The sequence below is a fragment of the Streptomyces sp. TAA486 genome, from assembly GCF_000426165.1.
On the sequence record NZ_AUEV01000007.1, the window covers coordinates 131,469 to 147,220 of the forward strand.

The window sequence follows — 15,752 nt, forward strand, 5'->3', positions numbered from 1 at the left end:
CCTCATTCACGTCCCATGTCGCGGTGCACCACGACGGTCTCCACGCCGGCACCGGAGAGCCGGCGGGCCAGCTTCTCCGAGACGGCGACGCTGCGGTGCTTGCCGCCCGTGCAGCCGATCGCGATGGTGACGTAGCGCTTTCCCTCCCTGCGGTACCCGGCGGCGATGAGCTGGAGCAGTTCGGCGTAGCGGTCCAGGAACTCCTTCGCGCCCGGCTGGTCGAAGACGTACTCCGAGACCTCCGGGCTGGTGCCGTTGTACGGGCGCAGCTCCGGCACCCAGTGCGGGTTGGGGAGGAAGCGGCAGTCGGCGACGAGATCGGCGTCAACGGGGAGCCCGTACTTGTACCCGAAAGACATCACCGTGGCGCGGAGTTCGGGCTCCTCGTCGCCGGCGAAACGGGCGTCGAGCTTGGCCCTCAGCTCGTGGACGTTGAGGCCGGAGGTGTCGATGACCAGGTCGGCGTCGCCGCGCAGCTCCCGGAGCAGGTCGCGTTCGGCGGCGATGCCGTCTACGATCCTGCCGTCGCCCTGCAGCGGGTGGGGGCGGCGCACCGACTCGAAGCGCCGCACCAGTGCCTCGTCGCTCGCCTCCAGGTAGACGATGCGGCGCTTGACCTGCCGTTGTGCGAGGTCCGCCAGGGACTGCTTGAGGTTGTCGAAGAAGCGCCGCCCGCGCACGTCGACGACGACGGCGATGCGCGCGACATTGCCCTGCGAGCGTGCCCCCAGGTCGACCATCGTGGGGATCAGCGCGGGCGGCAGGTTGTCGACCACGAACCAGCCGAGATCCTCCAGGCACTTGGCCGCGGTGCTTCGGCCCGCGCCCGACATCCCGGAGATGATCACGAGTTCGGGGATCACCGCTTCGCCTGCCGCGTCCGTGACCGTGTCCATCTCCGTACCCGCGTCCCTGGCCGTGCCCGGTCCCGTACCCGGGTCCGGTCCCGTGCCGGTGGCCAAGCCGGGCGTCGCCGGCTCCGCCTCCGGGCGGGTGTGCTGTTCCTGTTCCTGATGCTGCTGACCGTTCATGCTCTTGGCCCCCCGACCTCGTGGCTCACTCTTCTTCAACGATCTCACCGGTCGCTGTGTTCACCTCCGGCCCGGAGGACTTCGTGACAAGCGCCGCGGCGACGGCCTCCGCCGTCTTGCGGCCCACACCCGGCACCTCGCAGATCTCGTCCACCGTCGCCGCACGCAGCCGCTTGAGGGAGCCGAAGTGCTTCAGCAGGGCCTGCTTACGGGACGCCCCGAGTCCGGGGACCGCGTCGAGCGGGCTCGCCTTCATCGTCTTCGAGCGCTTGCTGCGCTGATACCTGATCGCAAAGCGGTGCGCCTCGTCGCGGACGCGCTGGAGGAGATAGAGGCCCTCACTCGTACGTGGCAGCACGAGGGGGTCCTCCTCGCCGGGCAGCCAGACCTCTTCGAGGCGCTTGGCCAGGCCGCAGACGGCGACGTCGTCGATGCCCAGCTCGTCCATCGCGCTGCGTGCGGCGGACACCTGAGGGCGGCCGCCGTCCACGACGATGAGCTGGGGAGGGTAGGCGAACTTCTTCGGCCTGCCGTCCTCGTCGCGCCCGGCGGTGCCGGCGCCTTCTGCCTCCCCGTCCGGCAGCCCCTGGGAGTTCTCCGTCTCCGCGGGCTCCGGGCCCTCGCCCTCGCCGGGCTCGTCCCCTTCGCCGCCCCACTCGCCGGTGCGGCGCTTCTCGCGGAGGTAGCGGCGGAAGCGGCGGCTGACGACTTCGTGCATCGAACGGACGTCGTCCTGGCCGGCGACGGACTTGATCTGGAAGCGGCGGTACTCGCTCTTGCGGGCGAGGCCGTCCTCGAAGACGACCATGGACGCGACCACGTCGTCGCCCTGGAAGTGGGAGATGTCGAAGCATTCGATGCGCAGCGGCGCCGAGTCGAGGCCGAGGCCCTCGGCGATCTCCTCCAGCGCGCGCGAACGCGTCGTGAGGTCCGAGGCGCGCTTGGTCTTGTGCAGGGCGAGGGCCTGCTGGGCGTTGCGTGCGACCGTCTCCATCAGGGCGCGCTTGTCGCCGCGCTGCGGCACGCGCAGGCTGACGGCGCTGCCGCGACGCTCGCCGAGCCACTGGGCGGCCGGTTCCGGCGGGTCGGGCAGCGCGGGAACCAGCACTTCCTTGGGGACGCCCTCGCCGCTCTCCTCCCCGTAGAGCTGCTGGAGTGCGTGCTCGACCAGTTCGGGTGTGCCGATCTCCTCGACCTTGTCGGTGACCCAGCCGCGCTGGCCACGTACGCGGCCGCCGCGCACGTGGAAGATCTGGACCGCCGCCTCCAGTTCGTCCTCGGCGACGGCGATGAGGTCGGCGTCGGTCGCGTCGGTGAGGACGACGGCGCTCTTCTCCATCGCGCGCTTCAGCGCGTCCATGTCGTCACGCAGCCGCGCGGCCCTCTCGTAGTCCATCTCCTCGGACGCCTGCGTCATCTCCCGCTCCAGGCGGCGCAGGTACGAACCCGTGTGCCCGGCGACGAAGTCGCAGAATTCCTCCGCGAGTTGGCGGTGCTCCTCCGCGGTGACGCGCCCGACGCAGGGCGCGGCGCACTTGCCGATGTACCCGAGCAGGCAGGGGCGGCCGATCTGGGCGGAGCGCTTGAAGACACCGGCGGAGCAGGTGCGTACGGGAAACGCACGCAGCATCAGGTCGACGGTCTCGCGGATCGCCCACGCGTGTGCGTACGGACCGAAGTAGCGCACGCCCTTCTTCTTGGGGCCGCGCATCACCTGGACCCGCGGATACTCCTCGTTGAGGGTCACGGCGAGCGACGGATAGCTCTTGTCGTCGCGGTACTTGACGTTGAACCGGGGGTCGAACTCCTTGATCCAGGAGTACTCCAGCTGGAGCGCCTCGACCTCCGTGGAGACCACCGTCCACTCCACCGACGCGGCCGTGGTGACCATCGTGCGGGTGCGCACATGCAGACCGGCCAGGTCCTGGAAGTAGTTCGCGAGCCGCTGGCGCAGGCTCTTGGCCTTCCCGACATAGATCACCCGGCCGTGCTCGTCACGAAACCGGTAGACCCCCGGCGAGTCCGGGATCTCGCCCGGTTCGGGGCGGTAGCTGGAGGGGTCTGCCATGCAGCACAGCCTACGTCCGTGCCCTGACAGACCTTCGCCTTGCCTCCGGCCGGGAGCCCCCGCCCGCCCCCACGGCGGAGAGAGGGAGGGCAGAGTGCGGAGGCGGGGCCTCCCGCCCGGGATCCAGGCGGACGACCCCGCCTACCGCGGCGTCAGAAAGGGGCGCGTCACCAGCCGCGCTTGCGCCACTCGTCCAGGTTGGGACGCTCGGCACCGAGCGTCGTGTCGCCTCCGTGACCGGGGTAGACCCAGGTCTCGTCGGGGAGTTCGGCGAAGAGCTTGGTCTCGACATCGTGCAGCAGGCTCGCGAACGCCTCAGGGTCGTCATGGGTGTTGCCGACGCCGCCGGGGAAGAGGCAGTCGCCGGTGAACAGATGCGGATGCCCGTGCGGGTCGTCGTAGACGAGGGCGATGGAGCCGGGTGTGTGGCCGACGAGATGGCGTGCCGTCAGCCCGACCTCGCCGACCTTCACCGTGTCGCCGTCCTCGACGAGCACGTCCGTGCCCACCGGGATTCCCTCGGCGTCGTAGCGGCCCGCGTACGTGCGGGCCTGTGTGCCCTCGACGACGGGGGCGAGGGCCTGCCAGTGGTCGCCGTGCCGGTGGGTGGTGACGACGGAGGCGATCCCGTCGGAGCCGATGAGTTCGAGGAGTGTCTCCGGCTCGTTGGCCGCGTCGATCAGCAGCTGTTCGCCCGTCCTTCGGCAACGCAGCAGGTAGGCGTTGTTGTTCATGGGGCCGACCGCGACCTTGGAGATCATCAAGTCGGTCAGCTCGTGCACGTCGGCAGGTCCCCCGACCTGCACCTCTCCGGTGTAAGCCATGGGGACACCCTAGGCCGTGCCCCGCGGGCGGGCGCCAGAGCGGAGGCGTGGCGGATATGAGGACATGCCGTGGGCTGCGGCGAGGGACGCGGAAACAGAGGGCGGCGGCGCGCGGGCAGGCTCACGCACCGACGCCGGGCCCCCGCCCCGGCCCGTCAGAGAGCCGGCAGATCGGGCAGCGGGTCACGCGCCGAGAGCCCGGAACCGGTGCTGCGTCCGGTGAGCCAGGCGACCAGGGCGGTGGGGCTGCCAACGACGACCACTGTTTTCTCGGAGCCGTCGGGCGCGCCCGTGCGCCAGGTGACGCCGTCCTCCGTACGGAGCTCGACCGGCACCGCGAGATCGGGGTGGCCGGAGAAGCGCCGCGCCATGTTGGCCAGTTCACGCTCGATGAACGTCGCGGGCAGATCGTCCATGGCGTAGCCGATGCCCAGATCGACGTGGTGGAGTTCCACCTCGATCCAGCGGCGGAAGGGCAGGGAATACGCGTGGTCCGTCACACCGTTACGAAGCTCTACCGTTCGTTCCCAGTCCGGGTCGCGCTGTGCGCCGAAGGCGCCGTCGAGACGGGCCGCGCTCTCGCGCAGGTCCAGCAGGTGCTCTGCGACACTCCTGTGCGCGTCGCGCTCGATGTCGGCGTCGCGGCTCTCGGCGCTGGCGTACATGGGCCGCGCGGCGAGCACGTTGAGCAGGGCGTCCGAGTTGCGGGCCAGGTGAGCCAGCACATGGCCGCGGGTCCAGCCGGGAAGCAGCGAGGGCTTGGACGCGGTGGCGTCGTCGAGCTGTTCGACGGCCGCGAGCAGCCGGTCGGTGGCGGCGCGCACGGCAGCGGTGTCGGCTGAGGGGTCGGGCACGGGAGCGGCGGGGTTCGCTGGCTGCGTCATGATCCCCAAGCTAGCTCCGCCACTCCTTCGGGTGGAAGACGGCGCGAACCGCGGAACTTCCCGCGAGGGAGGCTCAGAATCGAATACACGTACTATAAGCTCTGAAGGCGGTACCGACACTGTCCGGGACACACTCGGGCGGCACCGCCTCTAGTCTTGAGCGGGGGGCTCCTGCGCAGTCGGGGCACCCTGCTTCTCACACGAAAGGTGCCAACCGGCGTGGCCTCTGACCGTCTCCTTGTCCGTGGCGCTCGCGAGCACAATCTCCGGAATGTCTCGGTCGACCTCCCGCGCGACTCGCTCATCGTCTTCACCGGTCTGTCGGGGTCGGGCAAGTCTTCCCTGGCCTTCGACACGATCTTCGCCGAGGGGCAGCGCCGCTACGTCGAGTCGCTGTCCGCGTACGCCCGGCAGTTCCTCGGTCAGATGGACAAGCCGGACGTGGACTTCATCGAGGGCCTCTCCCCCGCCGTCTCCATCGACCAGAAGTCGACTTCGCGCAACCCGCGCTCGACGGTCGGCACGATCACCGAGGTCTACGACTACCTCCGGCTGCTCTTCGCCCGCATCGGGAAGCCCCATTGCCCGGAGTGCGGCCGGCCCATCGCCCGCCAGTCGCCGCAGGCCATCGTGGACAAGGTGCTGGGCCTGGAGCCCGGCAGCCGCTTCCAGGTGCTCTCGCCGCTGGTCCGCGAGCGCAAGGGCGAGTTCGTGGATCTCTTCAACGAGCTTCAGACGAAGGGCTACAGCAGGGCACGCGTGGACGGGCAGACGATCCAGCTGTCCGAACCGCCGAAGCTGAAGAAGCAGGAGAAGCACACGATCGAGGTCGTCGTCGACCGGCTCACCGTGAAGGAGGGCGCGAAGCGGCGGCTGACGGACTCGGTCGAGACGGCGCTCGGGCTCTCCGGCGGGATGGTCATCCTCGACTTCGTCGACCTGGAAGAGGACGACCCCCAGCGCGAGCGGATGTTCTCCGAGCACCTCTACTGCCCGTACGACGACCTGTCGTTCGAGGAGCTGGAGCCGCGCACCTTCTCCTTCAACTCCCCCTTCGGCGCCTGCCCGGACTGCACCGGCATCGGTACGCGCATGGAGGTCGACGCCGATCTGATCGTCCCGGACGAGGAGAAGTCGCTCGACGAGGGCGCTCTGCACCCCTGGTCGCACGGGCACACCCGGGACTACTTCGGCCGCCTCATCGGCGCGCTCGCCGACGCGCTGGGCTTCCGTACGGACATCCCGTGGGCCGGGCTGCCGCAGCGGGCCAAGAAGGCACTGCTGTACGGACACAAGACGCAGATCGAGGTGCGCTACCGCAACCGGTACGGCCGGGAGCGCGCCTACACCACGGCATTCGAGGGCGTCGTGCCCTTCGTCAAGCGCCGGCACCAGGAGGCGGAGACCGACAGCAGCCGGGAGCGCTTCGAGGGCTACATGCGCGAGGTGCCCTGCCCCACCTGTGACGGCACGCGGCTGAAGCCGATCGTGCTCGCGGTGACGATGCAGGGGAAGTCGATCGCGGAGATCTCCGCGATGTCGATCAGCGAATGCGCCGACTTCCTGCGGGAGATGACTCTCAGCGACAGGGACAAGAAGATCGCCGAGCGGGTCCTGAAGGAGGTCAACGAGCGGCTGCGCTTCCTCGTCGACGTCGGCCTCGACTACCTCTCGCTCAACCGCGCCGCCGGGACCCTCTCCGGCGGCGAGGCGCAGCGCATCCGCCTGGCCACACAGATCGGTTCGGGTCTGGTGGGTGTGCTGTATGTGCTGGACGAGCCGTCGATCGGGCTGCACCAGCGCGACAACCACCGGCTGATCGAGACGCTGGTGCGGCTGCGGGACCTGGGGAACACGCTGATCGTCGTCGAGCACGACGAGGACACGATCAAGGCCTCCGACTGGGTCGTGGACATCGGCCCGGGCGCGGGCGAGCACGGCGGCAAGGTCGTGCACAGCGGTCCGATGAAGGAGCTGCTGGAGACCGCCGAATCGGTCACCGGTGACTACCTGGCCGGGAGAAAGAGCATCCCGCTGCCCCAGATGCGCAGGCCGGCCGATCCCGAGCGGCAGCTGACGGTGCGCGGTGCACGCGAGAACAACCTCCGCGACATCGACGCGTCGTTCCCGCTCGGCGTGCTCACGGCGGTGACAGGCGTCTCCGGTTCGGGTAAGTCGACCCTCGTCAACGACATCCTGTACACCCACCTAGCGCGGGAGCTGAACAACGCGAAGTCGGTTCCGGGGCGGCACACCCGCGTCGACGGCGACGACCTGGTGGACAAGGTCGTGCACGTCGACCAGTCGCCGATCGGGCGCACCCCACGCTCCAACCCGGCGACGTACACAGGGGTCTTCGACCATGTGCGCAGGCTCTTCGCCGAGACGATGGAGGCGAAGGTGCGCGGCTACCAGCCGGGGCGCTTCTCCTTCAACGTCAAGGGCGGCCGGTGCGAGAACTGCTCCGGTGACGGCACGATCAAGATCGAGATGAACTTCCTGCCGGACGTGTTCGTACCGTGCGAGGTCTGCCACGGCGCGCGCTACAACCGGGAGACGCTGGAGGTCCACTACAAGGGCAAGAACATCTCCGAGGTGCTGGAGATGCCCATCGAGCAGGCGACGGAGTTCTTCGAGGCGGTGCCCGCGATCGCCCGTCATCTGCGGACCCTCAACGACGTGGGCCTGGGCTACGTAAGGCTCGGGCAGCCGGCACCGACGCTCTCCGGCGGTGAGGCACAGCGCGTGAAGCTCGCCAGCGAGCTGCAGAAGCGCTCCACCGGACGCACCGTGTACGTGCTCGACGAGCCCACGACGGGGCTGCACTTCGAGGACATCCGCAAGCTCATCTCGGTGCTCGACGGGCTGGTCGACAAGGGCAACACGGTCATCGTCATCGAGCACAACCTGGACGTCATCAAGACCGCGGACTGGGTGGTCGACATGGGCCCCGAGGGCGGGTACGCGGGTGGCCTGATCGTCGCCGAGGGCTCCCCGGAGCAGGTGGCCGCGATTCCGGCGAGTCACACCGGGAAGTTCCTGCGGGACGTGCTGGGCGACCGCGTGAGCGACGCGCCGCCGCCGGCGGCGCGCAAGGCCACGTCCGGTGGCGGCGCGCGGAAGCGGGCGTCGAAGGCGAAGCGGTAAGGGTGGCGGCCCGGGGGCGGGCGGGCCTCCCCCGTCACGGCTCGTGAACAGTCACATCTGAATTCCGCTGAGGCTGCGGGGAGTTCGCGGTTCGGTCCGCGAACTCCCCGCCGCCGCTTTCGTTCGCGGAGGGATCGTCCCGGCGGAATGCCATACCGGAATCCTCCTCCGTCCCTTTCTTCTCCTTCACCTGCTCCTTCGGCGTCGCTCACCGCTTCCTTCTTCAACTACTCGCCCAGGGCTCGGTAGTTGGCGTGTTTACGGCCGTTGTTCGAATTTCTTCCCGGCATCTGGTGCGTCCCGGTAAGCGCTGAGACCCTTTGCGGCGCTGTGCGCAGAAGCGCATGGAACACCCGTGTTTACAGGGGATGTTGTGATACGAGTAAACGTACGCAGAAGAGTCCTCGCCCGGTCACTGCTCCCCGCAGTGACCGCCTTTTCGTTTCTGGCGGTCGTGCAGCCTGCTTCGGCCGACACCGCACCGGCCGCACCCTCCACCGCCGCACGGACCGCCACGACGCAGGCTGCGGCAACGACTCCCGCCCCGACCGGCATCCCGGACGGCGACGGCATGGAGATCTCCCGCGCCAGCCGTCCGATCGCACCCGGTGCCCGGCTCACGTCCTTCCAGCGGCTGGAGTCGGACAAGTGGCTGCGGGCGGACGCCCTCAGTGTGGATCTCGGAGGCGGCAGCGGCGGCGGCACCCGCGCCGACTACCTGTCCAGCGGTGAGGTCTCCACCCGTGCGCCGCTGAGCGAGCAGGCCGAGAGCCACGACCCCGGCAAGGGCCGCCGCACGGTGGCAGCCTTCAACTCCGATTTCTTCGACATCGACGAGACCGGGGCGCCGCTCGGTCCCGGCGTGCGGAACGGCAAGGTCACGCACTCCCCCGCGGTCGGCAACAGCGAGTCCCTCGGCTTCGGACCGGACGCGGCCGGCCGGGTACTCGCGCTCTACTTCGAGGGCACCCTGACCCTCGCCGGCGGCACGCAGCCGCTGACCGCGTACAACGCCGCCAACGTCCCCGAGAACGGCATCGGCGCCTACAACTCCCGGTGGGGCGAGGCCGACCGGGACCTCACCACCGACAGCGACCCCGAGTCCACGGAGGTACTCCTGCGGCACGGGCGTGTCAGCCGGATCCTCGACGAGCCCGGCAGCGGCCCGATAGCCGAGGGCACCACCGTTCTGGTCGGCCGGGGCACCGGTGCGAAGACGCTCGACGGACTGCAGGTGGGCGACCGGGTCTCGCTCGAGTACCACGTGCGTACGGACGACGGCAGCCCCGTGCCGCGCACGGCAGTCGGCGGACGCGGCCTGCTCGTCGTCGACGGGCAACCGCAGAACTGGGAGGGCAGACCCAACAACGCGACAGCACCGCGCACGGCCGTGGGCTTCTCCAAGGACGGCTCGACGATGCACGTGATGTCGGTGGACGGGCGCCAGGCGGCGTCCGGCGGTGTGACGCTCACCGAACTCGCCCTGATGATGAAGGACTTGGGGGCATACAACGCTCTCAACCTCGACGGCGGCGGCTCGTCCACCCTCCTCGCACGCGAACCGGGCACCGATGACCTCCAGTTGGAGAACGCGCCGTCCGACGGGGAGGAGCGCGAGGTGCCCAACGGCGTGGCGCTTACCTCCCCGGTGGGCAGCGGTTCGCTCAAGCACTTCTGGGTGGAGACCACCGCCGATCCGGCCTCCGCGCCCACCGCCGACAACATGCCCGTCGGCCACCCGGACCGCGTATTCCAGGGTCTGACGCGGAAGTTGACCGCTGCCGGCTACGACGAGTCCTACGGCCCGGCCGAGGGCACCCCTCGCTGGTCGGCGGCACGCCCCGGTGTCGGACGGGTCGACGGTGAGGGTGTCTTCCACGCCCGTGGCACGGGCTCGACAAAGGTCACCGCACACCAGGGCGACGCACGGGGCTCGACGCATCTGTCCGTCGTCGGCGAGCTGGACCGCATCCGCCCCACCCGCGAACGTGTCGGGCTGGAGGACGGCACGGCCGAGGGCTCGTTCGGCATCATCGGCTTCGACGCCCAGGGCACCAGCGCTCCCGTGGATCCGGCCGACGCCCGTCTGCGGTACGACCGTTCGCTGTTCTCCATCTCACCGGACGATGCGGGCGGCGGCTTCACGGTGAAGGCCAGGCCCGGGCAGGAATCGGCGTCCGGCATCGTCACCGTCGACGTCAAGGGCCGCACCACGAAGCTCGCGGTCACGGTCGGCCTCCACGACGAGAGGACAGCCGGCTTCGACGACGCCACGGACTGGAAGTTCAGCGCCGCCCGTGCCGAGGGGGCCCTCGCGGCCGACCCGGAGGGCAAGGAGGGCACAGGGCTGAGAATGACGTACGACTTCAGCCTCTCGACCGCCACGCGCGCCGCGTACGCGACTCCGCCGGCGGAAGTGCCCGTGCCGGGGCAGCCGCAGAGCTTCACCATGTGGATCAAGAGTGACGGCAAGGGCGCATGGCCCTCGCTGCACCTGAAGGACGCAAGCGGTACCGACCAGGTGCTGCGCGGCGAGCACCTCACCGAGGAGGGCTGGCAGCAGGCCACCTTCGAGGTGCCGGAAACCGTCAACTACCCGCTGCGGCTGCACCGTTTCTACCTCGCCGAGACCAGACCCGCCGAGCAGTACACCGGTGAGGTCGTCCTCGACGAACTGACAGCACGCGTACCACCCGACGTTGAACTGCCGGAGACCGAGCGTCCGCACGATCCGCTGATCTCGACGGCGGCCGACGTGGCCGGGCGCGACTGGCGCTTCGCGGTGATGTCCGACGCGCAGTTCGTGGCCCGTGATCCGGACAGCGCCGTCGTGCGACAGGCACGCCGCACCCTGAGGGAGATCCGTACTGCCGGACCGGACTTCGTCGTCATCAACGGCGACCTGGTCGACGAGGGGTCGAAGGAGGATCTGAGCTTTGCCCACCGCGTGCTGGAGGAGGAACTGGGGGACGCCGTCGACTGGATCTACGTGCCCGGGAACCACGAGGTGATGGGCGGCAGCATCGCGAACTTCACCGCCGAATTCGGCGCGGCACAACGCACGTTCGACCACAAGGGCACCCGATTCATCACGCTCGACACCTCGTCGCTGACGGTGCGCGGTGGCGGCTACACCCAACTTCAGGAATTGCGACGGCAGTTGGACGACGCCGAGGACGATCCTTCCGTCTCCTCCGTTGCGGTCGTGCAGCATGTACCGCCACGGGACCCGACAGGGCAGCAGGCGAGCCAGCTCACGGACCGCATGGAAGCCGACCTGCTGGAGGACTGGCTGGGCGATTTCCGCGCCCGTTCGGGCAAGAGGGCGGCGTTCATCGGGGCACACGTGGGCGTCTTCGACGCGTCGCGGGTCGACGGCGTCCCGTACCTGGTCAACGGCAACTCCGGGAAGTCACCTGCCGCGCCGCCCTCCCGCGGCGGCTTCACGGGCTGGTCGCTGCTCGGCGTCGATCAGAACGCAGAGCGGCACGACGTGGACTGGCTGGCCGCCCAGACCAGAGCGCACGTGGACGGCCTCGTGATGGAGGCACCGGGCGAGATGCCGGTGGGCGCATCGGCCCGTGCTGCGGCCACGATCACCCAGGGAGAGGGCGAGTCGGCACGGAAGGTGCCGGTGGCCTGGCCTCTGAGCTCGGACTGGTCCGGCTCCGGCAACCTCTGCGTGAGAGGGGGCCGAAGCGCCGCGGACGTGGGGCCTCCCCCGGGCGAAGCCCGAGGGGACGCGAAGGTCCGCTGCTCGGCTTCGTACGATCCGCGGACCGGCACACTCACCGCTCACCGGCCGGGAACCGTCACGCTCACGGTCGAGGTGGCCGGTGAGCGGACGGAGAGGCAGGTGAGCATCACCCGCTGATCCTGTCCGGCTCGACGGGCGTGCCGGGCTATGCCCGGTACGCCCGCGAGCCGGATATGCCGCGAGCAGGGTAGGGCTCAGACCTCCACGTCCTTCTTGCCGCGCGTGGCTGCGAGGCTCGTGAGTGTCGTGACGATGAGGACCGCGCAGATGACGCCCAGCGACACGGGGATGCTGATCTCCGGCACGGGCACACCGGACTCGTGCAGCGCGTGGAGCACCAGCTTGACGCCGATGAACCCGAGGATGACCGACAGCCCGTACGACAGGTGCACCAGCTTCTTCAGCAGGCCACCGATCAGGAAGTACAGCTGGCGCAGGCCCATCAGGGCGAAGGCGTTGGCGGTGAAGACGATGTACGGGTCCTGGGTGAGGCCGAAGATCGCGGGGATCGAGTCCAGCGCGAAGAGGACGTCCGTCGAGCCGATGGCCAGCATCACGATGAGCATCGGCGTCATCAGCCGCTTGCCGTTCTCGACGATGAACAGCTTGGTGCCGTGGTACTGGTCGGTGGAGGGGAAGCGCCGCTCGATCAGCTTCATGAAGCGGTTCTCCTCGTACTCCTCCTCGTTGTCCTCACGGGCCTCCTGGATGAGCTTCCAGGCCGTCCAGATCAGGAACGCACCGAAGACGAAGAAGATCCACGAGAAGGCCGAGATCATCGCGGCGCCGGCGGCGATGAAGACGGCCCGGAGCACGAGCGCGATCAGGACGCCCACCATCAGCACACGCTGCTGATAGATCGTCGGAACGGCGAACTTCGCCATGATGAGGACGAACACGAAGAGGTTGTCGACGCTCAGCGACTTCTCGGTGAGGAATCCCGCGAAGAACTCACCGGACGCCTCGCCCGTCCCGAAGAGCCAGAGCCCCAGCCCGAAGATGCCGGCGAGGACGATCCAGACGGTCGTCCATACCGCCGCCTCCTTGAGGGAGACCTCGTGCGGTTTGCGGCCGCCGATGAAGAAATCGGCTGCGATGAGGGCGCAGAGGCCCACGATCGTCAGCGCCCAGACAGTCAGGGAGACATCCATGTACTCATCCTCCGGCTCGCGTGCTCACATCGGCCGGAGGTCTCCTCCACCTGGCGGGCACCGCATGTGCCGGCCGGCCGGCGCCCCGGGACCGGTCACGTCTGGTCCGTATTGACGGGCACGCCGCTGGGTTCTGGGAGTACTCCCCTCCGCACAAGGAACAGTAAAGCAACACCAAAGAAACGTAAAGAGACGCTGGCCAGAGGTGCAGCCGCCCCGGAGCTGACCCTGGCTCAGCCCTCCGTGCCGTGTGTGCGCCGCGCGGACGCGACCTGACTCAGCACCTGTGTCAGCACCTGGCTTCCGTGCGGCACGAGCGGAGGCTCGTACGTCCAGTGGTGGCCGACCCAGGGATCGGCCAGATGATCGTCCGGTACGGGTGTGATGCGCAGCAGCGCCCGCCACAGCGGCGAGAGCACGGGGCCGTAGGCGCGGGCGTCATCACGGTCGGCGACCATCATCAGATGCACCCCGACGGACGGGCCTTCGTCGGCGAGGTAGCGCAGCTGAGTGACGCCACGGTCGTCGAATCCGTGCGGGAAGTCGTGGACGACGAGGAGCTGTTCGGCGGTGTCGAGGTCCGCGGGGAGTGCGTCGGTGGCGCGGCTGCGGACCGCCATCTGCACCAGGTCGACGCGGCGGGTGAGCTGTCCGAGCACCGAGCTCACTCCGGCGGCGCCCGCAGCCGGCGGCTCCGGCAGCACACCGCTGTCGATGAGCGGCGCGAGCGCGGCCTGTGCGGAGCCGGCCGGGTCGATCACGTGGAGCGTGCAGTCGCCCGCGGGATAGACGGCGGCGAGACGTGCGGCGACGGCCGTCGCGGTCTCGGCCGCGAGCCGGCGCAGCTCGTCCGGGCCGACGACGGAGGCGGCTGCCGGACCTGCCGCGGAGGAGCCGGCCTGACCGCTGCGGCCGCTGTCGATCCACAGACCCCGCTCCAGCGGCAGGCGCACCAGCATCGGGATCCGCAGGCCCGCGCTCTCGGGAAGACACAGGTCGCCCAGGCGCATGGCCATCGGCGTCTGCGTGGGCGGCCGGTAGCCGTGCCAGACGGGGTTGTCCCACCGGGCGTACGCGGGTGGCAGCGCGGGCTCGACGACCGCGGCCTCCGCGCACAGCTGCCCCAGGTCCCGTTCGAGCACCTCGCGGGCCTGCTCGACGAGCCGGGTCTGCTTGGAGCGTGCCTCGTCGCGCGCCGAGTCGGCGGCCGGGCCCACGCGGGTCCGCGGATCCGAGAGCACTTTGTCCAGCTCCTGCTCCATCCGCGACTCGGCGAAGTCGACTGCGGAGCGGTAGGCGGCGACCGTACGGGCCAAGTCCTCGAACATGTCCCAGATCTGGTTGTAGAGCCGCTCGTCCATGCTCCAGCCGGTGGCGTCGCCGGCGACCGGCACATACGGACCGCCGCTGCCGCCGCTGCCGGTTGCGGCCGGGACCGGCGGGGGTACCGGGGAGGAGGCCGCGGCCGGGTACGGCGGTGACGGGGGCGGTGGCGCGGACGCGCGGCCGGGATGCTGGTAGCTGATGCGCCCGTCGCCCGGGGCGGCCGTGTCCGCTGCACCGTCGGCGACGCCTCTCGCGCCGCCGACCGTGGCTTCGCGGGAGCGCCCCCCGTCCGTACGGGGCGGGGGCGGAGCGACGGACCGGGCGCGGCCCGCCGCGACCGCCTCATTGATCGTCGTGGCCAACTCCTGTGCGCGGACGAGCCCTTGGTCGGCGAGCATCGCGGAGAGCCCGCCGGCGAAACCCTGCCCGACCGAGCGGACCTTCCAGCTGCCCTGGCGGCGGTAGAGCTCCAGGGCGAGGACGGCGGACTCGGCGTCGAGGCCGGTGAGTGTGCAGTTCGCGATCCCGTCACCGCCGAGCTCGGTCACGCTCACGGACGGGGGTGCGAGCTCCCCGAACCGTGCCGGACCGTCCGCCGCCGCGGGCAGAGCCAGCAGCACGTTGACGCGGTGGACTTCGTCGGGGAGGGCGTCGAGATCCACGGCGAGCCGGTGCTCGGCCGCGGCCTGCCGGGACACCTCCAGACCTGGCAGCTGCGGCCGGGCGGGGTGAGCTATCCACGTCTCTTCCCGCATCCTGCCGTGCTCGTCGTTGAGCGTCGCACCGGCGATGACCGGCCGCTCCACGGACACCCGGATCTCCAGACGCGCTCCGGGCAAGGGGTGGTTCTGCCCCCGCACCAGCTCGGCCGTCATCCTCTCCCCCAAGTCTCACGGTCCGGCCACGACCACCGCTGCCGCGCCCCCTTACTGCCTGCCGCTGCCCCGGCTCAGAGGTGAGGCACCATCGCGGGCATCAGGTCCTGGAAGGTACGGCCGTTGGTCGGTGCGCCGACGGCCGTCATCTGCCAGCCGCTGCCCTGCCGGTGCACCTTGGCCATGATCTGCGCGGTGTAGTCGCCGCCGCCTGTGAGCGTGTACCGCGCCAGCTCCTCGCCGTTGGTCTCGTCGACCAGGCGGCAGAAGGCGTTCTCCACCTCTGCGAAGGTCTGCCCCGTGAAGGAGTTGACCGTGAAGACGATCTGGTCGATGTGGACCGGAACGCGCTGCAGGTCAACCGTGATCGCCTCGTCGTCGCCGCCCTGACCGGCACCGCCGACGAGGTTGTCGCCGGTGTGCCTGACGGAACCGTCGTCGCTGACCAGGTGCCGGAAGAAGACCACGTCCTTGGGCTCCGTGCCCGCGAAGAGCACCGCCGAGGCGTCGAGGTCGATCTCCTTGCTGCGCTTGCCGAACAGGCCACGGCGCGGGGCAGCCTTCCAGCCGAGTCCCATGCGCACGGCCGACAGGTTGCCACCGTCGTTCTTCGTCAGACTGATGGCCTGTCCCTTGGACAAGTTCACCGACACGTGCTTACCCCTCTCGACTTTCTGCTGCCATCCCGC

At 69.7% G+C, this 15,752-nt stretch carries 9 protein-coding genes; 2 read left to right on the plus strand and 7 right to left on the minus strand.

Annotation, left to right across the window (positions count from 1 at the left end; all coding sequences use genetic code 11):
* Positions 1–2 precede the first annotated feature (2 nt).
* From rapZ to I004_RS0111445, 4 genes are all read right to left on the minus strand, one after another.
* Positions 3–896: an RNase adapter RapZ gene (gene rapZ, locus I004_RS0111430; protein WP_028435607.1), complete on the minus strand. Its 894-nt coding sequence runs from the start codon at positions 894–896 to the stop codon at positions 3–5.
* A 160-nt stretch (positions 897–1,056) separates the two neighbouring features.
* The gene (gene uvrC, locus I004_RS0111435; protein ID WP_028435608.1) at positions 1,057–3,099 is read right to left on the minus strand and encodes an excinuclease ABC subunit UvrC; all 2,043 of its coding nucleotides are present in this window, start codon (positions 3,097–3,099) and stop codon (positions 1,057–1,059) included.
* A 167-nt stretch (positions 3,100–3,266) separates the two neighbouring features.
* Positions 3,267–3,923, minus strand: coding sequence for an MBL fold metallo-hydrolase (locus I004_RS0111440; RefSeq protein WP_028435609.1), 657 nt, complete (start codon positions 3,921–3,923; stop codon positions 3,267–3,269).
* A gap of 155 nt (positions 3,924–4,078) precedes the next feature.
* Positions 4,079–4,807, minus strand: a complete 729-nt coding sequence (locus I004_RS0111445) for a maleylpyruvate isomerase family mycothiol-dependent enzyme (protein ID WP_051344939.1) — start codon at positions 4,805–4,807, stop codon at positions 4,079–4,081.
* A gap of 207 nt (positions 4,808–5,014) precedes the next feature.
* Here I004_RS0111445 and uvrA point away from each other — a divergent pair, with 207 nt between their 5' ends.
* Positions 5,015–7,954, plus strand: a complete 2,940-nt coding sequence (gene uvrA / locus I004_RS33430) for an excinuclease ABC subunit UvrA (protein WP_078511022.1) — start codon at positions 5,015–5,017, stop codon at positions 7,952–7,954.
* 571 nt (positions 7,955–8,525) lie between these two features.
* Positions 8,526–11,828, plus strand: a complete 3,303-nt coding sequence (locus tag I004_RS0111455; protein WP_037975940.1) for a phosphodiester glycosidase family protein — start codon at positions 8,526–8,528, stop codon at positions 11,826–11,828.
* A gap of 77 nt (positions 11,829–11,905) precedes the next feature.
* On the opposite strand, the gene I004_RS33435 is transcribed toward I004_RS0111455, so the two are convergent.
* The 3 genes from I004_RS33435 to I004_RS0111470 all read right to left on the minus strand — a co-directional run bounded on the left by I004_RS33435 (position 11,906) and on the right by I004_RS0111470 (position 15,716).
* Positions 11,906–12,862, minus strand: a complete 957-nt coding sequence (locus tag I004_RS33435) for a TerC family protein (protein ID WP_037975819.1) — start codon at positions 12,860–12,862, stop codon at positions 11,906–11,908.
* Positions 12,863–13,095: 233 nt separating this feature from the next.
* Positions 13,096–15,063, minus strand: coding sequence for a TerD family protein (locus I004_RS0111465; RefSeq protein WP_028435612.1), 1,968 nt, complete (start codon positions 15,061–15,063; stop codon positions 13,096–13,098).
* A 74-nt stretch (positions 15,064–15,137) separates the two neighbouring features.
* Positions 15,138–15,716 (minus strand): TerD family protein, encoded by a 579-nt coding sequence (locus I004_RS0111470; RefSeq protein WP_028435613.1) that lies wholly within the window; start codon positions 15,714–15,716, stop codon positions 15,138–15,140.
* Between the last annotated feature and the right edge of the window lie 36 nt (positions 15,717–15,752).

Bases quoted from the DNA above. Each gene is read 5' to 3' on its own strand.
- I004_RS0111445 (WP_051344939.1), bottom strand. From the start codon at position 4,807: ATGACGCAGCCAGCGAACCCCGCCGCTCCCGTGCCCGACCCCTCAGCC.
- I004_RS33435 (WP_037975819.1), bottom strand. From the start codon at position 12,862: ATGGATGTCTCCCTGACTGTCTGGGCGCTGACGATCGTGGGCCTCTGC.
- I004_RS0111455 (WP_037975940.1), top strand. From the start codon at position 8,526: ATGGAGATCTCCCGCGCCAGCCGTCCGATCGCACCCGGTGCCCGGCTC.
- I004_RS0111465 (WP_028435612.1), bottom strand. From the start codon at position 15,063: ATGACGGCCGAGCTGGTGCGGGGGCAGAACCACCCCTTGCCCGGAGCG.
- uvrC (WP_028435608.1), bottom strand. From the start codon at position 3,099: ATGGCAGACCCCTCCAGCTACCGCCCCGAACCGGGCGAGATCCCGGAC.
- I004_RS0111440 (WP_028435609.1), bottom strand. From the start codon at position 3,923: ATGGCTTACACCGGAGAGGTGCAGGTCGGGGGACCTGCCGACGTGCAC.
- rapZ (WP_028435607.1), bottom strand. From the start codon at position 896: ATGGACACGGTCACGGACGCGGCAGGCGAAGCGGTGATCCCCGAACTC.